Origin of the sequence: Bacillus sp. 22475, from assembly GCF_052044835.1 — a bacterium.
In the GTDB taxonomy this organism is placed as follows: domain Bacteria; phylum Bacillota; class Bacilli; order Bacillales; family Bacillaceae_G; genus Bacillus_A; species Bacillus_A cereus.
Window position 1 is genome coordinate 1 of the sequence record NZ_JBQENW010000019.1, and the last position, 24,370, is coordinate 24,370.

Genomic DNA, 24,370 nt, shown 5'->3' on the forward strand with positions numbered 1-24,370 from the left:
AAGTGCTTCGACTGACCCTTCAGCTAAAGGTTGTTTTAATTGTTTATTTGAATCTTTTTTCATGGATGGACGCCCCTTTTTCTTAGATTGAAGGGCATCAATTCCTTGTGTTTCGAGCTGTTTTTTCCAAACAGAAATCGTTGAAGGGGCAGGAATATTAAAGATAGCTGCTGTCTCAAATAAGGACATACCGTTTTCAATCATAAAGTTTAGTATGTCTAGTTTAAATTGTTGTGTGTAATTTGTACATCGTTTTAGAAAAGCTTCCAGACCATTCTGTTTATATTGGTTTACCCAATTCAAAATGATTGTGTCACTTATACCGAGCGATCTACCCATTTCTCGATAACTTTCATTTCCGTTCAAATAACGTAGAACGATTTGTATTTTTTCATCAGCTGTAAATTTAGCCATAGAAAAACTGCACCTCCAATTGTTAGACTGTGTCTAACAATTGGGGTGCAGTTCACTTTTCCTATTCAATTAAATTTAAATAAATAGAGAAGAATAAGAAAAGTGGTACTTACATATAGTAGATGTGGGAGAATTCGTATAGTAGTAATAGAATAGTTATTAAGGTTTTTAAATTAATTATTCAGAATATTCATAAAAACACTTTACAAATCAAAAGAAATTAGTAGAATAATAATTAGTAAGAATTTTCTAAAAATAATTCAAAAGAAAGTCTCTCAAAGTTAGTTTCGTACATATAATTGGGGAGGGTACAAAAATGAAGAAAAAGATGAAAAAGTTTACGGCAGTTGTAGCACCAGTATTAGCAATGAGTGTGGCGTTAACAGCATGTTCTGGATCTTCTGGTGGGGAGAAGAAAACGACTACGACGTCTAATAGTGGTGGGGAAGAGAAGAAATCCGATATTAAATATGCGGCAAAGCAAGTAATGAATCGTACAGAAACGAATGAAATTCCGACGATGGATACTTCGAAAAATACAGATACGTTAGGTTCTCAAATTTTAGGAAACACGATGGAAGGGTTATATCGTTTAGATAAAGATAATAAGCCAATTCCAGCTGCGGCAGAATCTAGTACGAAAAGCGAGGATGGCAAAAAATATACATTCAAATTAAGGAAAGATGCAAAATGGTCAAACGGTGACCCTGTAACAGCGAAAGATTTCGTATTTGCATGGCAACGTTTAGTAGATCCAAAAACAGCTGCGGAGTATGCGTTTATTGCATACTATCTTAAAAATGCAGAGGCAATAAATCAAGGGAAAGCAGAAGTTTCTACATTAGGTGTAAAAGCGGTAGATGATTATACACTTGAAGTTGAACTAGAAAGACCAGTACCGTATTTCTTGAATTTAATGGCATTCGCGTCTTACTATCCATTAAATGAAAAATTCGTAAAAGAAAAAGGAGCTAAATACGGTTTAGAGTCTGATACGACAGTTTATAATGGACCGTTTGTGCTTACCGATTGGAAACATGAGCAAGGTTGGAAATTAAAGAAAAATGATCAGTATTGGGATAAAAAGACAGTGAAACTGGATGAAATTAATTATAGTGTAGTAAAAGAAGGGGCTACTAGAGTAAATTTATATGATACAGGTGCAATTGATTTCGCACTTTTATCAGGAGAATTTGTTGATAAATATAGAAACAATAAAGAGGAGTTTGGAGCATATTCAGAAACAAGTACGTTTTACTTACGTTTAAATCAAAAACGAGGTGGGCAAGATACACCGTTAAAGAGCAAAAAATTACGTGAAGCAATTGCGTTATCAATTGATAAGAAAGGTTTAACGAGTGTAATTCTAAATGACGGTTCAAAACCAGTGGATTACTTAGTACCAAAAGGTTTAGCAAGTGGTCCAGACGGTAAAGATTTCGCAGAATCATTCAAGAATGGTTTAAAACAAGACTCTAAAAAGGCAGCAACAGCTTGGGAAGAAGCGAAAAAAGAACTTGGAAAAGATCAAGTGACAATTGAGTTATTAAATTATGATACAGGTAATGCGAAAAAGGTTGGAGAGTACGTAAAAGATCAAATTGAAAAGAATTTAAAAGGTGTAACAGTAAATATTAAACTTCAGCCATTTAAGCAAAAACTAAAATTAGAATCAGACCAAGATTATGATTTCTCATATGGCGGCTGGAATCCAGATTATGCGGATCCAATGACATATCTTGATATGTTTGAAACGAAAAATTCGCAGAACCAGATGAGCTATTCAAATTCAAAATATGATGACATTATTAATAAAAGTAAGACGGAATGGATGGCTGATGCAAAAAAACGTTGGACAGAGTTAGGGAAAGCAGAAAAATTGTTACTTGAAGAAGATGTAGCACTTGTACCTTTATATCAAAGTGGTAGATCCTATGTTATGAAACCAAATGTAAAGGGAATTGTGAAACATAATATTAGTCCGGAATATAGTTTCAAATGGGCGTATGTAGAAGAGAAATAAAAAAGAGAAGAGCATTTTCAAGTTGCGGTATCGCACTTGAAAATGCTTTTTTTCTGTGCACGATTTTTTTCTGGATGAATATATGTATTATAGAAAACTTGAAGGAGAATCCCATGAAACGAAACACATACATCGATTTCCTAGCTTATTACGGAATAGGAAGTGCTCATCCGGGTGGTTTTACGTTAACAAAACAATTGCTAGCGCAGCTGCCTCTTAGACAGGGAGCGAATGTTCTTGAGATAGGTTGCGGCACAGGGAAAACAGCGGCGTATATGGCAAGGGAATTTGGTTATAAAGTAACAACGGTTGAAAAGAATGAAATTATGGTTCAAAAGGCAAAAGCTAGATGGTTGTTTGAAGGGTTGAATATACAATTGATTCAAGGTGACGTAGAGCAATTACCGTGTTTGAATGACTCATTTGAGTTTGTACTTGGAGAATCGATACTCGCTTTTACAGATAAAGAAAGGGTAATTTCGGAGTGTTATCGTGTACTACAGCAGGATGGCATGCTAGTTGTCATTGAAATGATTATTGATAGACATATTGGGAAGGGCGAGGAAGAAAAAATTGCCCAATTATATGGTATGAAAGAACTACTAACTGAGAATGAGTGGGTACAATTATTTAAGAAAGCGAATTTTAAAAGGGTTACAATTGCTGGCGGTGGTACAATTGCAGAAACGGTCTCTAGCTATATAGAAGAACCAGAATGGAATGTATCATCATATATTCCAAATGATTTATATGAGGCATGGGTACAGCATGAAAATGTACGGCTTATGTATCAACACGTTTTAGGGCATCGTATATTTATATGTGAAAAGTAAAGAAAAAGAGTTGGCTAAAGGTAGCCAACTCTTTACTATGTTAAATGAAGAATAGTGCAGCTAAAGTGATACCGAATATAAAACCGAATCCGAGTTCAACGCCCCAGCCACAACCGCCACCCCAGCCGCCGCCACCACAATTACCGCTACCACAATTACCGCAACCACGACCGCCACAACCGCAGTCACTGAATCCACCACCACAACCGAATCCACATCTGTCACATCTACTAAGGCCGCCGCAAAGATCGCAACCACCGTTTGCGTATGCGTCATAGTATCCGAATCCTGTATCAAAAGATGAGCGCTGTTGCACTGGTTCAATCCATACAGAGCTTTTTGTCACATCAATTATTTTACCTAAATGAATGCGACCATCACGATCTTCAATTCGAACGACTTTACCGAAATAACGTTGGCACGTATCGTAACATTTTTGTCTATGCATGTTCTTTCCTCCTTCTCCATTACAGTAATACGATATGTAAAGGGGACAAGTGCGGCTTGTACGAATGCCCTATCTATCATAATTGTTATAGGAAAGGGGAAATATAGGAAGAGGATATATAAGGAGGAAAAAGGCATGAAATCTACAGATCAGTTTCAGACATACGAAGTACCGTGGGAAGAATTTATTGAAGCATTGCGAGAGGAAATGAAGAAGCAAGTAGGGGCAGATATAATTGATACAGTAGTTTGCAATTTAGAAGATGGCTTTGAGGTGTATACATATGTGCAGGGGGATTTGGAGTTTGAATATAAGGAAGCACTTGAAAGAAAATACGGAAGCGATGCAAAAACTCCTAATGTGCTAACGATTATGTTATTAGCTAGTATTTATAGTACAAGTGAAGAGAATTTACGCTTGCATGCGGATAATAAAGATAATCCGATTGTTGAAGTGTATGTGAAGCAATGAAACACGCTGTGAAAGGCGTGTTTTTTATTTTTATGATAAAATGTTAGAAAATTAAGAAAGAAGGTAGCGGTTTGAAAATTAAACATCTTAATTTAACAGTTTCAGATGTAGTAGCTGCTAGAGAGTTTTTAGAAAAATATTTTGGTTTAACTTGTAGCGGAACAAGGGGAAATGGCTTTGCAGTTTTGCGTGATAATGATGGGTTTATATTGACATTAATGAAAGGGAAAGACGTACATTATCCACAAACATTTCATGTAGGGTTTCCTCAAGAAAATGAAGAACAAGTAGATAAGATAAATCAAAGATTGAAGGAGGATGGCTTTTTGGTCAAACCTCCTAAGCATGCACATGCGTATACGTTTTATGTTGAAGCACCTGGTGGATTTACAATTGAAGTGATGTGTTAATTCAAAATCAAACTTTTTGATATATGTTTTCAATATGAAAAGTAGGAAAAGTCTGTTTTAAGTGTAGAGCTTAAACGGGCTTTTTTACTTATATTATTGGATAGAAAACGCTAGAAGGAATAATATTCAGTTTATATAACTGTTTACATAATAAAGTTATGCTATGTTAGTTGTCCTAAAATACAAGTCATATATCTTGTTTCCTCTCATAAATTTAAACATAGGAATTTGTCTACAAAGGTGGCGAAGCCTCATCATGAAAATTCGAATTTGTGCCACATTCATGTTGTTTCTATTTATATGGTTACATCCTTTTTGGACATTTGCAAAAGGAGAGGAGGCAAAGGAAAGGGTCGTTTCACTTGTATATGATGATTCGGGCAGCATGAGAAATAACGATCGCTGGAAATATGCCAATTACGCTTTGCAAAGTTTAGTTGCGCTATTAGATGCAAAAGATAAATTTTCTTACGTTCCAATGAGTAAGCCAAATGATCCGTTAAATATTTCGTTAACGAAGGATAAAAGGCAAACGGAAATTGAGGGAATTGGAGCGTGGAAAACGTATTTAAATACTCCGTTTAGCGCGGTAGAAACGGCGATGCAATCTATAAAAAAGGAAGCAGATATAGATGGAAAACGTGAATTTTGGCTTATTGTATTAACTGACGGGGCATTTAATGATTTAGAGAAAGATAAGGTTGGCGGAAAAGAACAAATTACACAGAAATTAGCCCAGTTTAAGAAAGAAATGGATGCAAAAAAAATATCGTTACATCCAGTCTTAATTACGATGGAAGAAGATTTAGGCCAACAAGAAAAAGAACAACTAAATACGTTCAAAGAAATATGGAAGAAAGAGATAAATGGTGTTACGATGCCGTCAAGCGGAGAAGATGGTATTGTAAAAAGTGTAAATCAAGTGGCAGCATTAGTTGCAAATCGTGATCCATTCTCCTCTGTTGAATCGATTGTAAAAACGAAAGTAGTAGGGAAAAAAGTAGAGATTACAACACCATTTCCGTTAAAGCGTATGACGCTTGTACGACAATCGCCTTCTCTGCCCGATTATCAGGTCACACAAATTTCTAAACCATTACAATTACAATCTTCTTTTTCCATACATGCACCAGGAGAAGCGAAATTGTTCGGAAATATAGTTCATATAAGTACGGAAAATCAGGAAGTCATTAAGCCAGGAACGTATACGATAGAAGTGGACCAGGACATTGAAAAAGAAGGATTACAAGTACTTGTTGAACCGGCGCTTAACTATACCGTTTCTACTTATGATAAAGATGATGATAGTCAAAAGAATGTTGAAAAAATGTACGAAGGGGCTACTGCTGTTATTGAAGCAAAGCCTACTGAGTTGCCTGTTCAATCTTCTTACTTTCAGGCAGAAGTAGAAATTGACGGAAAACAATATCCGATGAAGTGGGACGATAAGAGGCATGTGTTTTATTACGAAACTAAGCTTGGTAAAGGGTTAGTACGCGGGAAAGTTCATATGAATATAAAGGGGTTTTATAGACAGACGAAAGAATTTAAAATTGAAGCAACTGAAAAACCGAAATTATCACTTCAAACTGTTACAAAAGATTATGAAGAAAAAGTAACAAATTTAGAGAGTAGTAAACCATTTATTTTACAACCGCAGTTAGATGGTAAGCCGATGACAGAAGAAGCTGTAAAAAAACTAGTAAAATCTACTGATGTCACATCTAAACAATCAATCAACTATGAAATAAAGCAACATGGAAATCAAATCTATGTTTATCCTCGTCCCTATTACTCCGACACATTCAATTTTACAGATACCGGCACCGTAGAAGCTACCATCGCAATGCAGGATTCAAAGTTACAAGAAGTAAAGAAAAACATAAAATTCCATATTCAAGATGCTCCGTTTTATGAAAAATATGCGCTCATTTTTAAATTTGTCATTCCTATCACTTTATTACTGTTAGTAGTAGGAATCATTGTTTTAGGGTGGATTGTTAGGCCGAGATTTCACCGGAAAGCACTACTGTATTACGAATGGGATCAAGAGGTAGCAAAAGATTGGCTATATCAATCTGAACCAGAATTACTTCGAAATAAATGGTGGAACCATTATTTTGGTATCCCATTTAGAGCAGAAAGAAAAACTGTGCAATCCGTTACATTTATAGCGAAGAAAGGTTCGAAATCTGTCTTTGTAGCGAAAGAATCACAAGTAGTTGGAATGATTATTGATGGAATGTTTATAACAGAGGATGAAGTAGGAATAGAACATAAGACACTATATCCAAATGAACTTTTACTAATTGATAGAGGATATGGTAAGGAGATTTACAAATATGAATGTGAATAGTAGATAGGGATAAGAGGGAAGTCTTAGCTTTCTTTCCCTTTCTTTTTAAACAAGCAAGAATAGGAAGGTGGTTCACATGACATTACAAGTTCCAACGATATTAATTGGATTAGGTGGAATCGGTAGTACTGTGACGCATCAAATATATGAAAAACTGCCTGAAGAGCGCCGAAAAAAGGTAGCAATGCACGTATTTGATACAGATGTGAATACATTAAGTAAATTTGATCATATTCGAAAGTTTAAGACACAAACAAGTTCTAGTAAAACGCCTAGGGAGTATATTGCGGGAGATCCAACAATCCCAGAGTGGTTTCCGATGGATCCGACTATACTTGATAAGCCCTTAACAGAAGGAGCAGGACAGTTACGCGTCATTTCACGTTTAGCGTTACGTGCTGCGATGAAAGAAGATAAATTGACGTCTTTTTGGCAAGAAATCGAGAAAATTTTTCCGGTTACAAGTGATCAAACGGAATATGGTGTGCGTGTCATTATAGTAACATCACTAGCAGGCGGAACGGGTTCGGGGATGTTTCTACAAATTGCATTATATTTACGTGAAATGCTTCGGAAGAAATTGCAGCATCATAACATTTTAATACGCGGTGCGTTTTTAATGCCGGATGTTTTAGTAAAGACGAGAACAGTTAGTGCGAAAGAGTTTGAAACGGTGCAAGCAAACGGCTATGCATCGTTAAAAGAATTACATGCTATTACGCTCGGTTCTACTGGAGAGTTATCAAAACGCGGCGGTGTAACAATTGAATTAGAGTATCGCCCTGATCAAGTAGATGAAGACGGAAGAACGAATCATACAATTAAACAACATCATTTACCGTACAATTATTGTTTCTTATACGATTATGAAAACCTACATGGACACCATTTACACAATTTATCAGATTATATGGAACAGATGGCAAATACAATTTATTTACAGTTATTTAGCCCGATGTCCACAAGTCATTTTGCGCAAGAAGACAATCAAATTCAGCAATTAGCAGAATCAAGCGGAAAAGGGCGATATTGCGGGGCAGGAACGGCAAAACTCATTTATCCGTATGAGCATGTGTTAAAATATTGTGCTTTAAAATGGGCTGTGCAAGGTTTAGATGAATCGTGGCTTCATTTAGATCAACTGTTTCAAGAGAAGAAGCAAAGATATGACCAAGATGTAAAACGAGGGATGCAGCGTGAAAAGCCGGAGAGAGGTAAAAGTTATTTAGAGGACTTGGAACATCTTGCTACGCGTCCAGAGCAAGCTCATATTTTCTATAGACAAATGTACAATGAAACACGTGAAGGAGCAGAGGGTGGTAAGCTCGGAGTTGCGAAATCAAAACTGTTTTTAGAAGCTGTAGAAAGTTATGTACAACGCACGGTGCAAAAAGATGAGGAATTAAATCGTCTGCAACATGAGTGTAAAATTTCAGCTGCGAAACTGAAAATGATGGAACAAATGAAAGGTGAAGTAGCAAGAGTGGATCACGCGGTTCGTTTATATGCGTATGCGATTCCGAGCCGTGTACATGAACATGTAACGACACTTTTATATGACATGATTGAATCAGACCGCTTTTCACCAAGTGGTTCTGAAGGGCAGTCCTATCAATTAAATACATGGTTTTTAAAGAAAACAGATCCAGTTCACCCAGTAGCAGCACGTTTTATGTTATATGAAATTCGAAAGCAGTTAGTAGAAAAAATGAATCGACTACATGAAAATAATGAACAAAAGCGTAATGTAATTCAAAACTACGATAAAAAATTTAATGTGGGTAATATCGATGGAACGGTAACGGCTGTACGCCGAGTTGAAATTGCTCAACAACAAGGCTGGTTCGGAAAAATGATTAATAATCAGCAACGTTTATTCAAAAGAGAATTTGAAGACATCGTAACGCAATATGTACACAAATTAAATGAATATCGAAAAGAAATGCTATTAGAACTTGTGTATCAATCGCTATATCAAGCAGTTAATAAAATGATTCAATATTGGGAAAGGTTTTTTGATAATTTACATGAAACACGTGAGAATTTATTGTTTGAAATTCAAAAGCGCAGTAAGGAATTTGAAGGGAAAACAAACCCGACGAATGTATATGTATTAGCTGAGGAACAGCTGCAAGAAAAGATATGGCAAGATATGCAGCAACATTTAAATTTAGGTGTACTACCGAAAGATATATCAGCGGAAATTTATATGAGTTTGTATGGGGAATATTGTCGTGATGCGAAAACAGAAGAGATTCAGTCGAAAAAGGTAGAGGATTTCTATCGCGAACATATACTGAGCTATTGTTATGACGAACTGCAAGTACGCTATCGTGATAAATTAGAATTGAATATTATTGAAGCGTTGCGAAAAGAAGCAGATTATAAGAAACGTGATCGCGATGAATACGTTCGTGAAAAAATTGAAGACCTGTTCCATTTAGCGAGTCCATTCGTTCCGAAAGTTGCTCATCATAGGGAATTACAATATTGGGGTATACATCCTTCTTTAAAGAAAGAGCTACAAGAGGAATTAATTCAAGAAATGTTTAAAGAAAAAGATACAGTACACGAAGCCTTTTCGCCATTTGAAGTGATCTGTTATCGAGCACATTATGGTTTATCGCTGCAAGATTTTCCTAAATTATCATCAGGACATATTTCAAACGGATTTATGAATGATAAAGGTGACTATTTCCAATCGTATTATCGCCGCGTAAACAAATTAAATAGTAAAAAATCTAGTCTAACGCCGCATTTAGATAAGTATTGGCACTTACCAGCCTTTATGCCAGATTTGAATGCGACTCAAACAAAATTAGATTATGATAAATGTAATCGTGCATTACTATACGCATATATGTATCGCTGGATTAGTTTAGTTGCTGTTGATGGACAGTTTGTGTATCAATATAACGGTGTGGGACGTAGCTTTTTAATTCAGTCGATGGGGAAAAATATTTCAAGCGAAAGTTATAAATTACACAGAGCATTGCTTCATAATCCGTTTATTTATGAAAACATTTTGTCACGATTTGAAGAAGAGCAAGAAAAGGCGATGATACAAGGTGGACATTTATATACACATCCGTTCGTATTAGGAGCCCAAGATGTAAGATGGCTTAGAAAAGAACATGTCCACAATCTTTTAGACATGATTTTAATGTATGACCGTGAAGCGAAGTATGATCCGACGTTAGAAGAAACATCAGATGAATTATTAAGACTATTCCTTGATGAAATCGAGTTGTATTTCCAGAACTATTACGGTACAGGTGCTGATATGGTTGCAAAGAAAGAGAAAGAAATGTTTATTAAACAATTGTGGGATCGCTCGCATGCGAAAGGATATGTAGATCCAAATAGCGCTCCGTATAAAAAATGGCAAAATTTATTAAGTATTCAAGATGAAGAAGAAACGCCAAAAACGAATGTATAGTGAATGAAAAGGGAATCCTTAAAAGTGGCAATACAACTTTAGAAAAGAGGGATTCTGATGCCGTTTTTAGGAAGTGTATATCAAATATTTGGGTTATATCCGGAACTTTATTATGGGATGATTTCAGCGGAGCTGCAAGAGGAAGCTCAGAAGGAGCATCTTGAAAATAGTAGTGCAGAAGCTGAAGTGGAAGAATAAAAAAAGTGCAGATGAAAATCTGCACTTTTTTGTTAGTATTAAAATGGTGAAATAACCTCAAATGAATTATTATTTTTGAATAATAATTCATTTGAGGTTATTATGATTTTCATTACATTGTATGTAATGAAAATTGTATGAAAATCAATGTAATAAAATGCATATGAATATTAAGGTGGAAAACAACAATGTTTTTGAGAAAATAATTATGTATAAAAATAACATTTGATACATAATCAACCGATTATTTTTGAGTGATTTATTATTGACAATATAATTAATTGTATGATAAATTCAATCAGCATTCTTAATGGTTTTTTGGTACGATTAATATTTTGAAAATTCAATACGATATAAAGAGATTGATTTTTCTGTTTTTATTGAGACGAGTTACTAAGTCTATAGGGGAAGTGAACTATGTATATTTTTATTTTTAAAATAGAACAGTAATAAAGAATGTAACAAGTAAGAGATAAACTTGAAAAAGAGGTTTCAAAGAATGAGTCTTTTCATAAAGAAAGCAATGGATGAAGAAAAGAAAAAAGTATTGAATCAAACTTTAGGAGCGATTGATTTAACTCTTTTAGGTATTGGAGCAATTATTGGTACAGGTATTTTCGTATTAACTGGTATTGTAGCAGCGAAACATGCTGGTCCGGCGATTGTATTATCTTTTGTATTAGCGGCAATTATATGTGCATGTGTAGCTTTCTGTTATGCTGAATTTGCATCTACAGTTCCAGTTTCGGGAAGTGTATATTCATATACATATATGACACTAGGTGAGATTTTTGCATTTATAGTTGGCTGGTGTGTTATGCTGGAGTATTTATTAGCGACTTCTGCGGTTGCAGCAGGCTGGTCAGCATATTTTCAGTCATTGCTACTAGGTTTTAATATTCACATTCCTACGGTTTTTGCTTCGGCACCAGGAATGGGGAAGGGTGGAATCATTGATTTACCAGCAGTTCTTATTATTTTAGTTGTTACATTTTTATTAAGCCGTGGTGCAAAAGAAAGTGCACGAATTAATAATATAATGGTTATTATTAAACTGGCTGTTATTGTAGGATTTATTGTTGTAGGGACACAATATGTAAGACCAGAGAATTGGCAACCATTTCTACCGTTTGGTTTTCACGGTGTGGTAGGGGGCGCTGCTACTGTATTTTTTGCTTTTTTAGGATTTGATGCAGTTGCAACAGCCGCAGAGGAAGTGAAGCGTCCACAACGTAACGTGCCAATTGGGCTACTTGTTTCCTTGTTCATTTGTACCGTTCTATATGTAGGTGTTTCATTCGTGCTAACTGGAATGGTTCTGTTTACGGAATTAAATGTTGCTGATCCGGTTGCATATGCGTTGCGCACTGTAGGAGAAGATAGAATTGCTGGGTTGTTATCGGTGGGAGCGATAGCAGGGCTAACAACAGTTCTGTTAGTAGCTATGTTTGCATTTGTTCGTGTATCTTACTCGATGAGTCGAGATGGACTGTTACCAAAAAGACTTTCAAGTGTCCATAAACGTTTACAAACTCCATTTTTTAATACGTGGGTTACAGGTATACTAGCAGCTTTATTAGCGGGATTAGTGGATTTGAATTTATTAGCTAATTTAGTGAATATGGGAACGATAACAGCGTTTGTGTTTGTATCTATAGCTGTCATTGTATTAAGAAAGACACATCCTGATATGAAGAGGCCATTCCGTGCCCCTCTAGTACCTTTTTTACCTATCGTTTCAATAGTAAGTTGTATATATTTGGCTTTGAACCTTTCTAAGCTTACTTTAATTAGTTTTGTGGCATGGATTATAATAGGCGTTTTCATATATTTTGTATATGCTAAAAAACATAGTAATGTTAGAAATGGAAATAGAGTATAGTCCATTGAAATAATACTTGTAATGGAAATGAAAACACGCTACTTATTCATATAAGAACAAGTAGCGTGTTTTTTCTATTTAATAATCCCATTTTCTAAAATTTTAATAGTTGGTGCCACTTTCACATTAGCTTTTGAAAAGGCACTTGGCCAATCATCTTCAACTTGTTTCCATTCTTTATATTGAAATGCTCTCGCATAATCACCAAATCCGAATGGATCAAGTTGCTGTTTTTGAATTTTGTGGATTAAATCGTTTAAATCATTGTTTAGTTGTTTTGTAATAAGAGAAGTTAATTTTTTTCTATCATTATCTATATCCATGTTGAATGTAAGTTCAGATACGGCAATTTTTAAATCCATTTTAATATTAAATTTGAAGCGGTTATCGCTATAGTCTGTACCGATATCATGATTCATACTAAGAACATTTATTGTTATAAAATCGTCGCCTTTTGTATCTTTTAGATGGCTATTACTTTCAACTAAATTAGAGGGGATTTTCATTGTAAGTGAAACGGGTATATTAGCTTTCTTTTGCACCATAAGAAGAAGGGCGCTTTCATAGCGATTTAAAGACATCTTATAAGTTCCACGAGAGGTTAATAGTGCCGAACCGGTAACAATAACATCTTTCTTCCCTTTTTTTATTTCTGAAATAGCAGGAGTTATGCCTTTATTAAAAGTTTGTCTATGAAATTCATGGAATGTCGTAAACACGGTCCGATTGTATAGTTTGTTCGTATTAATTAAATCTGTTAAATATTCAGGAAGAGCAGGCTTATCTTTGAAATTATTATATATAACAGAAGAAATGGGTCCATCTACTGCAACCATGCGCATATTCCCTGTATTTTTAGGGTCGCGATACCAAACATCCAGATAAGGCATAGCTCCTTCTTGTTTTAAAAAATTCGTGCTAAACAATATAAGCTGTAACTTTTCTGTGGACACTAAACCGCTGCTTGAACTGTTAAACGTATCTTTTGCTTCTCGGGGTGTATGTACTTTCGCTTCATGAATTTCGTACTTTTTCTCTACATCTTCATTGAAAATAGGATTTACGTGATACACAATTAATTTTCCTTTTGCTTTTGCGTCAAAACCGTAAATTAATGAGATGGATTGTTTTTCTAAATCAAGCCGATCTTCACAGCCTACTAAAAAAATTATGAGAAAACAAAATATAATAAAATGAATAAAGCGTCTCATTTAAACTTTTCTCCTTTTCCAATGCTGATAAAGTGTCATGTATAAGAGAAATACAACTGGGAATAGAAAAACGATAAAATAACTAGCAGTTCCCCAAAATTCCCGCAACGCACTTATCTGATAAGAAGAAGGGATATAAAAGAATAAGATGAAAATACACCCGAATAATAAAAAATAAATAGGTAATGAACTGCCTTTTTTGTTAAGTAATTGATTAATACCATCTGAAGCAGTAAAAATATAAGGAATACAGGAATCAAAAATAATAAAGAGATAAAATGACAAAAAGATAATTTCAAACCGCTCAAGAAATGAGAAGTGAAACGGTGTAACAAGAGAAAGAGTTGGCCATAAAAACTTTGTTATACCATCTGGACTAAAATAAATAAAAGAAACGAACGTGATTTGAAGATAAATAAATAACGTAATCAAATTTGCAATAACAATTCCTTTTTTTGCAGATGCTTTGTTAGTTAAATAAGGATAAAGGACAAACGCAAACTCGAATCCGAGAAACGCAATGATAGTTGATTTTACGGTGTTTATAATTGGTAGCCATCCTTCCTTGATAAGAGGAAGAAGATATATAAAATGCCCATCTTTAAGAGGAATAAATAATAATAATGGCATCCAAAGTGTAAAGATGACAGTGAAAACAGCAAAACGACTAATAATAAGTGCTCCTTTACATGCAAGCATAAGCATTGGAATAGATAGCAAAATCATAATTAAAGACATAGGAGATCTAGGTAAAATCCAAATATGAATAACGTATAAGAGGGAAAAAATTAAGGAAACAGCTGCGAGTACAGCATATAAAATCCAAAAAATCATTACTACTCTTCCTAGCCATTTTCCAAGATAGCGTATCAGCACATCAAGTAAAGTATATCCTGGATGTTTTTCCATGATTTTTACAATACATAGACTGACTAAAGTAGTAATGACACATCCGATAATAATAGACATCCAGCCATCTGTATTCGCTCCTTGTGCAACTTCACGCGGAAGTGTAAGTACGCCGAATCCGACTTGAACACCACTAATAGTTAAAATGTATTGAAATAAAGTGATCTCCCTCTTTGCACGTTTTGTCACTAATTCTCCTCCTTTTCTTCAACATCTCTTTGCCGGTTATCTTGTTTTAATTGTAGAGATAGTGGCCGTTTCTTCATAATTTTCCATGGGAAACGTATAAGGGTATCTTTTAAATCCGAAGCATATGACGGAGAAAAAGGACTACCATATGGTACACCAAGTGATTCCATAGAAAGAATATGGATGATAATGATTGCCATTCCAACCATAATTCCAATGACGCCAAATAAAGAGGCGGCTATCATCATTGGGAATCGAAGAAGCCGAATTCCTGCTGACATTTCTAAGTTAGGAATAATGAAGGAGGCAACCGCAGTAATTGATACGACGATAACCATAACGTTACTCACAATCCCAGCTTGAACCGCAGCTTGTCCAATTACAATTCCTCCTACGACGCCGATTGTTTGTCCAACAGGCCCAGGAAGCCGAATCGCTGCTTCTCGGAGCATTTCGAGAACTAATTCCATTAATAAAGCTTCTAATATGGGAGGAAAAGGAATTTTGGCTCGAGATTCTCCAATCGTTAACAACAATTTGAGCGGAATCACTTCATAATGGAAGGAAATCATAGCAATATAAAGAGCAGGAGCAAATATTGCAATAAATAGCCCAGTGAAACGAAGGAGTCGTATAAAAGATGGAATCATAGGTCTGAAGCTGTAATCATCTATCGTCTGAAAGAAGGATGAAAAGGTCATAGGTCCTATTAATACGCCTGGTGAGCGATCTACAACAACAGCAATTCGCCCATTCAAAATATGATGTGCCGTTGTGTCAGGACGTTCAGTGATAGACAATTGTGGGAAGAGAGTATAGGAATTATCTTCAACAAATCCTTCTAATTCACCGGTAGTAAGAATAGCATCTACTTTGATTGATTCAATGCGGCATGCCATATCTTGTACAACATCTTCGTTTGCAACATCTGCAAGATAAAGTAAAAAACTTTAGATGTTGCTCGTTCTCCAACAGTGAATTCCTTCACTTTTAATTCGCGATTTGGAATATAGCGACGAATAAGTGCGATACTATCACTTGCCACTTCATTAAATCCTTCGTGTGAGCTTTTTATGGAAGTCTCTGTTGTAGGTTCTTCAATACTCCTTTTTGGCGCCGCCTGTGTATCTAGTTCTAAAGCTGATAATTGCCCGTTTATAAATAAAATACTTTTGCCATGTAAGAGAGATTGCTCAATGTCTATCCACTTCTGAACTTTTTTAATATTCCCTATAGAAATAGAAGATTCCCAAAAATCGTCTTCATTCCATTCTTTAAATAAGAGAGGACGAAGAATATCTACATTAATAACAGTTTTATCTACAAGTCCTTCCATATATATAAGAGCAGCTTCTTGTCCGTTTTTTAACGGGAAAGTGCGTGTAATTAATTCTGGAATACCACTAAATAATTTGGATAAGTGTTTAAGATTAAGCGGCATGGAGGAAGAAATTTCTTTATTTAATACAGTTTCAGATTGCTCATGTGTAGAGAAAGATTTTTCGCCCCTTATCCATTTTCGAAAAGATCCCATATATTCACCTTATTCCTCGTTGAACTTTATATGGGTTATTATGGATAGTTACATACAGACATATGCGCAGTTTAAAATTTATATTGTATATTTGTACATTTAACGCTATAATTATAGTGTTAAAGATGGAATCGTGATATGACCTGTTATGAATCTATCGTTTTATTTATGAATAAATGGATTGGTATTTTAGCAAGATGTGCTAATAAACTACTCCACCATGATGATAGCGTGCCCAAAATGTGGTGCGTATATTTTCGTGGTGGAGTTTTTTTATTCTCAAAAAGGGGGAAAGACCATGAATGACAACATGGTTCATATTACAATTGACGGAAAAAAGTATACAGCGGAGCCTGGTTCAACGATATTGGGTGTTATTAATGAGAACGGGATTGAACATCCGCAAATTTGTTACGTGCCGGAAGTAGATCCTATTCAAACATGTGACACTTGTATTGTAGAAGTTGACGGAAAGTTAATGCGTTCTTGTTCGACGATAGCAACGGAAGGTATGAACGTTGAGCGTGCTTCTGTTCGCGCAAAAGAAGCACAAACAGAGGCGATGGATCGGTTACTAGAAAATCATTTATTATACTGTACAGTATGTGACAACAACAATGGGAACTGTAAACTGCATAATACAGCAGAATTAATGGAAATTGAACATCAAAAATATCCTTATGAACCGAAAGTAGATGTAAGTGAAGTTGATATGACGCATCCGTTTTATCGCTATGACCCTAATCAATGTATTGCATGCGGTCAATGCGTTGAGGTGTGTCAAAACTTACAAGTAAATGAAACGTTATCGATAGACTGGGAAGCGGAACGCCCACGAGTTATTTGGGATGAAGGAGTAAATATTAATGATTCTTCATGCGTTAGCTGTGGTCAATGTGTAACGATTTGCCCTTGTAACGCTTTAATGGAGAAAACGATGCTCGGTGAAGCTGGATTTATGACGGGATTAAAACCAGATATCCTTGAACCGATGGTAGATTTAATTAAAGAAGTTGAGCCTGGATATAGCGGTATTTTTGCGGTATCAGAAGTGGAAGCGGCCATGCGTGATACTCGTACGAAGAAAACGAAAACAGTATGTACATTTTGTGGTGTAGGTTGTTCATTTGAAGTGTGGACGAAGGGGCGTAAAATCCTTAAAGTACAGCCATCTTCAGATGCACCAGTTAACGCAATTTCCACTTGTGTAAAAGGGAAATTTGGTTGGGATTTCGTAAATTCTAAAGAACGAATTACAAAACCTTTAATTCGTAAAAATGGAACGTTTGTTGAATCTACATGGGAAGAAGCACTGAATGTAGTTGCAAATAAATTAGGTACTATTAAAGAAGAGTACGGTAAAGGTTCTATCGGATTTATTTCTTCCTCTAAAATTACAAATGAAGATAATTATGTAATTCAAAAATTAGCTCGACAAGTATTTGGAACGAATAATATTGATAACTGCTCACGTTATTGCCAATCACCAGCAACGGATGGTTTGTTCCGTACAATTGGTATGGGCGGTGATGCAGGGACGATTAAAGATATTGCGCAATCTGGTCTTGTTATTATTGTAGGATGTAATCCGACAGAAGGTCATCCTGTTTTAGCTACACGTATTAAACGTGCACATAAATTACACGGACAAAAGTTAATTGTAGCTGATCTTCGTAAAACAGAAATGGCAGAGCGATCAGATGTCTTTATTAGTCCAAAACAAGGAACAGATCAAGTTTGGTTAATGGCTGTTACAAAATATATGATTGATCGAGGTTGGCATGATCAGGAATTTATTAATGAGAATGTAAATTTCTTTGAAGATTTCAAAGAAAGTCTAGAAGAATATACACTTGCATATGCAGAAGAAGTAACAGGTATTTCAAAAGAAACACTTATTCAAATGGCTGAAATGATTCGTGATGCAGATGGTACATGTATCCTTTGGGGTATGGGGGTAACGCAAAATACAGGTGGTTCTGATACTTCCGCTGCAATTTCAAACTTACTTCTTGCAACAGGGAACTATCGTCGTCCAGGAGCAGGTGCATACCCACTTCGAGGTCACAATAACGTACAAGGTGCTTGTGATATGGGTACTTTACCAGGATGGCTTCCAGGATATCAGCACGTTACTAACGAAATGGAACGTGCGAAATTTGAAACTGCTTACGGAGTGAAAATTGATAGTGAACCAGGTCTTAATAATATTGAAATGCTTCACGCAATTGACGAAGGAAAAATGAAAGCAATGTATCTTGTCGGAGAAGATATGGCTCTTGTAGATTCTAATGCAAATCATGTACATGAAGTGTTGTCGAGCCTTGATTTCTTCGTTGTGCAAGATGTTTTCCTTTCTAAAACTGCTCAATATGCAGATGTTGTATTACCAGCAGCGCCATCTCTTGAGAAAGAAGGTACTTTCACAAATACAGAGCGCCGTGTCCAAAGATTATATCAAGTTCTTCCTACGCTAGGAGATGCGAAACCAGACTGGTGGATCGTCCAGGAGGTTGCGAATAAACTAGGGGCAAACTGGAATTATAGCCACCCAAGTGAAATCTTTGCTGAAATGGCAAGTTTATCACCATTATTCTCGCAAGCGAACTATGAAGTGCTTGAAGGATGGAACAGTTTCCATTGGGGAAATTTTGATGGAACAAATACACCACTTCTGTTCCAAGATGGATTTAACTTCCCAGATAAAAAAGCTCGTTTTGCGATTGCTGACTGGGTACGTCCAGCTGAATTTCCAGCTGAGTTCGACCTTCACATTAACAACGGTCGTATGCTTGAGCATTTCCATGAAGGGAATATGACAAATAAATCAACAGGTATTCAAACGAAAGTACCTGGTGTTTTCGTTGAAATCTCTCCAGACCTTGCAAAAGAACGTGGCGTAAAAACAGGTTCGTTAGTTCGTCTTGTCTCTCCTTTTGGAGCATTAAAATTACGTGCACTCGTTACAGATCGTGTAAAAGCGAATGAGTTATATTTACCGATGAACTCTACAGATAACGAAACGGCAATTAATTTCTTAACAGGTCCTGCTGTGGATGTACGTACGAATACACCTGCGTATAAACAAACGAAAGTGCGTATGGAAGTGTTAGAAGTTGATGGCGAAAATCCGATGCCAAAAGCGAACCCACGCAATAAAAAACGTCACCCTCAAGCTGGAATTGAGGTACATCGTAAGTGGGCACGTCCAGGGTATGTGCATTTAACGGATAAGTAGGAGGAGAAAACTATGGCTGCACCTATAAAAATGATTCAAAAACAAGAATTAACTGAGGAAGAAATAAAACAGCAAAAATTAGATGATTTAAAAGAGATTCTAACTAATAATGAAGAAGCTCTAAATCAGATGTTTAATATAGTAGGGGAATTAAATGACATTGGAATGCTAGAAGCTGCAAATTCTATGCTAAAAGCGAAAGAACCAATTGCGAAGATTGTTCTAGGTCAAGTAACTCGTGAGCCTGTTACAAATTTAATTAATAATATGATGGGCGCTGCAGGTGCGTTAACTGAACTTGACCCAGAACTTACGAAAAAGCTTATAGGTAGTTTATTAGTCGGGCTAGAAGAAGGTAATGAACATCTAGAAAGTAATAAAAAAGTAGGGGTATTCGATCTTATGAAAGTATTGAAAGACCCAGATATTAACCGTGCTATCGGGTTTGGGCTTCATTTCTTAAAAGGAATGGGGAAAGGGTTAAAAGACGAATAAACTTCATGAAGTGAACCTTTCCGCCCAAATATTTGTAGGAAATAGTTTGGGCGGAAGGCTCATTTTGGTAAAATATATAATAAAGTAAAATGAGGCTTTTGGGAGGTATAATTGTATGTCAAAAAAAGTACATGAATTTAATGATATGATACGAAAACTTCGAAAGGAACTTTTCGGAAAAGGACCAGAACGAATTCATACTGTTTTTGCAGAAAATATGGCTATAGCGACTCTTTATGGAAATTTAACACCTACTGAAAAATTTATTTCAAGTACGATGGACGGTGCGGAAATGGTTCATATGGCTAGAACGAAAATGATTCAAGAGGTGTATGCTGCGAATTCCCGTGAACATTTGGAGGAACTTGTTGGAGCAAAATTAGTGAATTTGTTTTCAGATATGAAAGTAGAAGAAGATATTGCAGTTTCTGTATTTGTTTTTGATAAAAATATAACGTGAGAGAAGGATACTGATCGTGAAACCGATACAGGTAGAAAGAGAAATCTTTCGTTATGAACAAGGAGCATTTAAACATATAGAGGACAGCATTGTAACAGAGTTTCCTGTCACCATTAAAATGAACGGACAGGAGTTTGTTACAATGGTTAGTACTCCAGAATATATAGAAGATATGGTAATAGGCTTCTTAGCGTCTGAAGGAATCATTCGGAAGTATGAAGATATTGATAGTGTATGGGTGCAGGAGAAAGAAGGCTTTGTGCATGTAACAACGACAAAAGTAAATCCGTATTATGAACAAATGCAAAATAAACGCTATATTACGTCTTGTTGTGGTATGAGTAGGCAAGGGTTTGTTTTTGCAAATGATGCACTAAGTGCAAAAAAAATGAAGGGTGTCCATGTACAGGTTACGGCAGAGGATTGTTTTCGGTTAATGAAAGAAATGCAGCAATCTGCGGATACGTTTCATCATACTGGTGGGGTTCATAATGCAGCTTTATGTGATGTGAATGGTATTATTTTAAGCCGAATGGATATTGGTAGGCATAATGCACTAGACAAAATTTACGGTTATTGTTTAAGAAACGATATTTCTATAAAAGATAAAATCATTGTTTTTAGTGGTCGTATTTCTTCGGAAATATTATTGAAAGTTGCAAAAATCGGTTGTGAAATTATACTATCAAAATCAGCTCCAACTGAGTTAGCTTTGCAACTAGCGGAAGATTTAGGTATTACGACAATAGGATTTATTCGTAATCACTCCTTAAATGTATATACTCATCCAGAACGTGTTTTAAATATAAAATAAAAGTGAGGCAATGAAGATGAAATCAGTTACATTAGACAAGTTGCAACGTCCGTTAAAGGATTTACGCATTTCAGTTACTGATCGCTGTAATTTTCGCTGCCGATATTGTATGCCAGAAGAAATATTTGGTCCTGATTACTCGTTTTTGTCTAATGATAAAATTTTATCTTTTGATGAAATTGAAAGGATAACACGTATTTTCGTTTCTTTAGGTGTGAGAAAATTACGGATTACAGGCGGAGAACCGTTACTTCGAAGAGGGCTTCCAAAGCTTATTGAGCGCCTTAATAAAATTGATGGTGTAGAAGATATCGGTTTAACAACCAATGGATCGTTACTTAAAAAGTTTGCTCCTGATTTATATAAGGCGGGACTATCACGTGTAACAGTTAGCTTAGATTCCTTAGAAGAAGAGCGGTTTTTCTATTTAAATGGTAATAGGAGCAAAGTGCAAAGGGTTCTGGAAGGAATACAGGCTGCAGCTGAAGTTGGAATGAAAATTAAAATAAACATGGTCGTTCAAAAGGGAAAAAACGAACAGGACATTTTGCAGATGGCGCAATATTTTAAGGAAAATAAGCATATTCTTCGTTTTATTGAGTATATGGATGTTGGAAATTATAATGGTTGGGATTTAAAAGAGGTCGTCTCTAAACAAGAAATAGTAGATACGATTCATCAAGTTATGCCGTTAGAACGGATAGAAGCAAATTATTCTGGTGAAGTGGCTACTAGGTATCGTTATATAGGAAGCGATGAGGAAATAGGTATTATTTCATCAGTAACAGATTCTTTTTGCTCATCATGTACGAGAGCTCGTATTTCTGCAGAAGGAAAATTATATACTTGCTTATTTGCTTCTAAAGGAAATGATTTAAGAGAATTGCTTCGTTCTGAACATACAGATGAGGACATTACAGATGTAGTACGCGATATATGGAATAATAGGGAAGATCGTTATTCAGATGAACGCTTAAATCATACAAATAAGAAAACAATACCTAAAATTGAAATGTCACATATCGGTGGTTAATATATAAAGCTAGCGTCATAGTGAAAAATGGAAAATTTACAAGAGTTGTGGATTTTCTATTTTATAGTAAAAGTGATGATTGATATCTCTGTAAAAGATGTGCAGAGAAATTAAGCAGCATTCAAAAACCTTTATTTTGAGGAGGTTTTTTGAAGCTGCTTTTTTATTTGGAGAAAATGGAGGAATGGGTAATGGCATTTCATAAGCCGGAACAAATTGCTGAGCTTGTCATTGAGGCCGGTGTTCAAAAAGTAAGACAGACATTGCCAGCGATGCTTATTCTCGGTTTTTTAGGAGGAGCGTTTATTGCGATAGGTTTTTTACTTAACATTCGAGTTTTAGGGAATTTACCTGAGCGCTGGGGGAGTCTAGTGAATGTTTTAGGAGGAGCAGTATTTCCTGTTGGACTCATGCTCGTAGTATTAGCAGGAGGAGAATTAATTACGGGAAATATGATGTCACTGTCTATGGCGCTTTATGCAAAGAAAATTACATTGATAAGTGTACTGAATAACTGGGTTTGGATTACTCTCATGAATTTTATTGGGGCAATTTTCGTTGCGTATTGCTTTGGACATCTTGGCGGATTAACAGAGGGAGAGTATTTAAATAAAACGGTAGCGATAGCGGAAGGGAAGTTACATGAATCATTTGGAAGAACTTTAATTTTAGCAATTGGTTGTAATTGGCTCGTTTGTCTTGCTCTTTGGCTCGCTTACGGGACGAGTGATTTTGTCGGAAAAATCATCGGAATTTGGATTCCAATTATGGCATTTGTAGTGATTGGATTTCAGCAAGTAGTAGCAAATATGTTTGTCATTTCCGCTGTTATTTTTGCTGGTCATCTAACGTGGATGGATTTGGCTAAAAATTTTGTTCCTGTTTTTATCGGAAATGTAATTGGAGGAGCTGGGTTTGTTGGTTTTGCTTACTTTGCTTGTTATCAGAAACAACATTCTGATATGAAATAGAGTTCTTGAGAGGAAGGGTATGTAATGGCTGATCGGTATTCACGACAACAGTTGTTCAAACCAATTGGGAGTAAAGGACAAGAAAAAATTCGAAATAAACATGTGTTAATTGTAGGGGCAGGCGCATTAGGAAGTGCAAGTGCCGAAAGTTTCGTACGTGCAGGTGTTGGCAAGTTGACGATTATTGATCGTGACTACGTTGAATGGAGTAATTTACAAAGGCAACAATTGTACTCTGAACAAGATGCGAGAGAGAAAATGCCGAAAGCAATTGCTGCAAAAAATCGGTTAGAACAAATTAATTCGGAAGTACAAATACATGCTTTCGTAATGGATGCAACTCCAGAAAATATGGAAGGTCTATTAAAAAATGTAGATGTAATCATTGATGCAACAGATAATTTTGATATTCGATTTGTAATAAATGATTTATCACAAAAACATAATATTCCTTGGGTATATGGTTCTTGCGTTGGATCGTATGGTATGAGTTATACAATTATTCCGCAAGAGACACCGTGTTTACGTTGTATGCTGAAAAATATTCCTGTTACAGGTGTGACATGTGATACCGCTGGAATTATTAGCTCGACTGTTCAAATCGTCGCAGCATATCAAGTGGCAGAAGCACTCAAAATTTTAGTGGAAGATTTCTCAGCAATTAGAAAAACATTTTTCATGTTTGATATATGGAGTAATCAAAATCATTTTATAAAATTAGGGAAAATAAAAACAGACGCTTGTCTCTCATGCGGTTTGAATCGAACTTATCCTTATTTATCATACGAAAATCAAACGAAAGCAGCTGTTTTATGCGGAAGAAATACAGTTCAAATTAGAACAGTAGACAATAGGAAATACAATTTTAATGATATAGAAAAAGTATTACAAAAACTGGGTAAAGTAGATCGGAATCCGTATTTACTATCTTGCCAATTCGATGATTACCGCATCGTTGTTTTTCGGGATGGTCGTGTTTTTATTCATGGTACAAATGATATTTCGAAAGCGAAACAACTATATTATCGCGTATTCGGTTAAT

General features: G+C 35.7%; 19 protein-coding genes and 1 pseudogene. 15 read left to right on the top strand and 5 right to left on the bottom strand.

All coding sequences use genetic code 11. The features are described from left to right. Positions 1 to 414: transposase (locus ACTJJY_RS23055; protein WP_440605686.1), on the bottom strand; the 414-nt coding region annotated here is incomplete at its 3' end. 316 nt (positions 415 to 730) lie between these two features. Here ACTJJY_RS23055 and ACTJJY_RS23060 point away from each other — a divergent pair. Both ACTJJY_RS23060 and ACTJJY_RS23065 read left to right on the top strand, forming a co-directional pair. After that, complete coding sequence (locus ACTJJY_RS23060) at positions 731 to 2,437, top strand: peptide ABC transporter substrate-binding protein (protein ID WP_213744145.1); 1,707 nt, start codon at positions 731 to 733, stop codon at positions 2,435 to 2,437. 113 nt (positions 2,438 to 2,550) lie between these two features. After that, entirely contained in the window at positions 2,551 to 3,270 is a 720-nt protein-coding gene (locus ACTJJY_RS23065) for a class I SAM-dependent methyltransferase (protein ID WP_440606648.1), read from the top strand. Positions 3,271 to 3,310: 40 nt separating this feature from the next. Here ACTJJY_RS23065 and ACTJJY_RS23070 read toward each other — a convergent pair whose 3' ends face one another. Further along, entirely contained in the window at positions 3,311 to 3,718 is a 408-nt protein-coding gene (locus ACTJJY_RS23070; protein ID WP_440606649.1) for a hypothetical protein, read from the bottom strand. A gap of 135 nt (positions 3,719 to 3,853) precedes the next feature. On the opposite strand from ACTJJY_RS23070, the gene ACTJJY_RS23075 reads away from it, so the two are divergent. The 6 genes from ACTJJY_RS23075 (at position 3,854) to ACTJJY_RS23100 (ending at position 12,474) form a co-directional block, all read left to right on the top strand. After that, positions 3,854 to 4,189, top strand: coding sequence for a hypothetical protein (locus ACTJJY_RS23075; protein ID WP_440606650.1), 336 nt, complete (start codon positions 3,854 to 3,856; stop codon positions 4,187 to 4,189). A 71-nt stretch (positions 4,190 to 4,260) separates the two neighbouring features. Then, complete coding sequence (locus tag ACTJJY_RS23080) at positions 4,261 to 4,599, top strand: VOC family protein (RefSeq protein ID WP_440606651.1); 339 nt, start codon at positions 4,261 to 4,263, stop codon at positions 4,597 to 4,599. Between the two features lie 256 nt (positions 4,600 to 4,855). Then, complete coding sequence (locus ACTJJY_RS23085; protein ID WP_440606652.1) at positions 4,856 to 6,955, top strand: vWA domain-containing protein; 2,100 nt, start codon at positions 4,856 to 4,858, stop codon at positions 6,953 to 6,955. A gap of 76 nt (positions 6,956 to 7,031) precedes the next feature. Continuing rightward, positions 7,032 to 10,394, top strand: a complete 3,363-nt coding sequence (locus ACTJJY_RS23090; protein WP_074790210.1) for a tubulin-like doman-containing protein — start codon at positions 7,032 to 7,034, stop codon at positions 10,392 to 10,394. A gap of 57 nt (positions 10,395 to 10,451) precedes the next feature. After that, a complete protein-coding gene (locus ACTJJY_RS23095; RefSeq protein WP_001116193.1) occupies positions 10,452 to 10,592 on the top strand; it encodes a hypothetical protein in 141 nt (46 codons plus the stop codon). 499 nt (positions 10,593 to 11,091) lie between these two features. Beyond that, complete coding sequence (locus ACTJJY_RS23100) at positions 11,092 to 12,474, top strand: APC family permease (RefSeq protein ID WP_440606653.1); 1,383 nt, start codon at positions 11,092 to 11,094, stop codon at positions 12,472 to 12,474. Positions 12,475 to 12,548: 74 nt separating this feature from the next. On the opposite strand, the gene ACTJJY_RS23105 is transcribed toward ACTJJY_RS23100, so the two are convergent. From ACTJJY_RS23105 to ACTJJY_RS23115, 3 genes and pseudogenes are all read right to left on the bottom strand, one after another. Beyond that, positions 12,549 to 13,685, bottom strand: a complete 1,137-nt coding sequence (locus ACTJJY_RS23105) for a Ger(x)C family spore germination protein (RefSeq protein WP_440606654.1) — start codon at positions 13,683 to 13,685, stop codon at positions 12,549 to 12,551. Next, positions 13,686 to 14,783 (bottom strand): endospore germination permease, encoded by a 1,098-nt coding sequence (locus ACTJJY_RS23110; protein ID WP_078994453.1) that lies wholly within the window; start codon positions 14,781 to 14,783, stop codon positions 13,686 to 13,688. It abuts the gene before it with no gap. Next, positions 14,783 to 16,317, bottom strand: a pseudogene (locus ACTJJY_RS23115) (spore germination protein). The gene ACTJJY_RS23110 and the pseudogene ACTJJY_RS23115 overlap by 1 nt, the downstream one beginning before the upstream one ends. 298 nt (positions 16,318 to 16,615) lie before the next feature. On the opposite strand from ACTJJY_RS23115, the gene fdhF reads away from it, so the two are divergent. The 7 genes from fdhF to ACTJJY_RS23150 all read left to right on the top strand — a co-directional run bounded on the left by fdhF (position 16,616) and on the right by ACTJJY_RS23150 (position 24,369). Continuing rightward, positions 16,616 to 19,555, top strand: coding sequence for a formate dehydrogenase subunit alpha (gene fdhF / locus ACTJJY_RS23120; protein ID WP_440606655.1), 2,940 nt, complete (start codon positions 16,616 to 16,618; stop codon positions 19,553 to 19,555). Positions 19,556 to 19,567: 12 nt separating this feature from the next. Further along, positions 19,568 to 20,050, top strand: coding sequence for a DUF1641 domain-containing protein (locus ACTJJY_RS23125; protein ID WP_214631878.1), 483 nt, complete (start codon positions 19,568 to 19,570; stop codon positions 20,048 to 20,050). Between the two features lie 115 nt (positions 20,051 to 20,165). Then, positions 20,166 to 20,510, top strand: coding sequence for a DUF2294 domain-containing protein (locus tag ACTJJY_RS23130; RefSeq protein WP_000039582.1), 345 nt, complete (start codon positions 20,166 to 20,168; stop codon positions 20,508 to 20,510). A gap of 16 nt (positions 20,511 to 20,526) precedes the next feature. After that, positions 20,527 to 21,324, top strand: coding sequence for a formate dehydrogenase accessory sulfurtransferase FdhD (gene fdhD, locus ACTJJY_RS23135; protein WP_440606656.1), 798 nt, complete (start codon positions 20,527 to 20,529; stop codon positions 21,322 to 21,324). Positions 21,325 to 21,340: 16 nt separating this feature from the next. Then, entirely contained in the window at positions 21,341 to 22,357 is a 1,017-nt protein-coding gene (gene moaA, locus ACTJJY_RS23140) for a GTP 3',8-cyclase MoaA (RefSeq protein WP_000844124.1), read from the top strand. A 191-nt stretch (positions 22,358 to 22,548) separates the two neighbouring features. Further along, the gene (locus ACTJJY_RS23145) at positions 22,549 to 23,328 is read left to right on the top strand and encodes a formate/nitrite transporter family protein (protein ID WP_097961095.1); all 780 of its coding nucleotides are present in this window, start codon (positions 22,549 to 22,551) and stop codon (positions 23,326 to 23,328) included. Between the two features lie 24 nt (positions 23,329 to 23,352). Next, positions 23,353 to 24,369, top strand: a complete 1,017-nt coding sequence (locus tag ACTJJY_RS23150) for a molybdopterin-synthase adenylyltransferase MoeB (protein ID WP_440606657.1) — start codon at positions 23,353 to 23,355, stop codon at positions 24,367 to 24,369. Position 24,370 lies beyond the last annotated feature (1 nt).

What these genes read in the sequence shown, in the direction of transcription:
- ACTJJY_RS23095 (WP_001116193.1), top strand. Translation starts at nt 10,452, where the DNA reads ATGCCGTTTTTAGGAAGTGTATATCAAATATTTGGGTTATATCCGGAA.
- fdhF (WP_440606655.1), top strand. Translation starts at nt 16,616, where the DNA reads ATGAATGACAACATGGTTCATATTACAATTGACGGAAAAAAGTATACA.
- moaA (WP_000844124.1), top strand. Translation starts at nt 21,341, where the DNA reads ATGAAATCAGTTACATTAGACAAGTTGCAACGTCCGTTAAAGGATTTA.
- ACTJJY_RS23150 (WP_440606657.1), top strand. Translation starts at nt 23,353, where the DNA reads ATGGCTGATCGGTATTCACGACAACAGTTGTTCAAACCAATTGGGAGT.
- ACTJJY_RS23105 (WP_440606654.1), bottom strand. Translation starts at nt 13,685, where the DNA reads ATGAGACGCTTTATTCATTTTATTATATTTTGTTTTCTCATAATTTTT.
- ACTJJY_RS23125 (WP_214631878.1), top strand. Translation starts at nt 19,568, where the DNA reads ATGGCTGCACCTATAAAAATGATTCAAAAACAAGAATTAACTGAGGAA.
- ACTJJY_RS23070 (WP_440606649.1), bottom strand. Translation starts at nt 3,718, where the DNA reads ATGCATAGACAAAAATGTTACGATACGTGCCAACGTTATTTCGGTAAA.
- ACTJJY_RS23130 (WP_000039582.1), top strand. Translation starts at nt 20,166, where the DNA reads ATGTCAAAAAAAGTACATGAATTTAATGATATGATACGAAAACTTCGA.
- ACTJJY_RS23065 (WP_440606648.1), top strand. Translation starts at nt 2,551, where the DNA reads ATGAAACGAAACACATACATCGATTTCCTAGCTTATTACGGAATAGGA.
- ACTJJY_RS23085 (WP_440606652.1), top strand. Translation starts at nt 4,856, where the DNA reads ATGAAAATTCGAATTTGTGCCACATTCATGTTGTTTCTATTTATATGG.
- ACTJJY_RS23145 (WP_097961095.1), top strand. Translation starts at nt 22,549, where the DNA reads ATGGCATTTCATAAGCCGGAACAAATTGCTGAGCTTGTCATTGAGGCC.
- ACTJJY_RS23075 (WP_440606650.1), top strand. Translation starts at nt 3,854, where the DNA reads ATGAAATCTACAGATCAGTTTCAGACATACGAAGTACCGTGGGAAGAA.
- ACTJJY_RS23090 (WP_074790210.1), top strand. Translation starts at nt 7,032, where the DNA reads ATGACATTACAAGTTCCAACGATATTAATTGGATTAGGTGGAATCGGT.
- ACTJJY_RS23060 (WP_213744145.1), top strand. Translation starts at nt 731, where the DNA reads ATGAAGAAAAAGATGAAAAAGTTTACGGCAGTTGTAGCACCAGTATTA.
- ACTJJY_RS23100 (WP_440606653.1), top strand. Translation starts at nt 11,092, where the DNA reads ATGAGTCTTTTCATAAAGAAAGCAATGGATGAAGAAAAGAAAAAAGTA.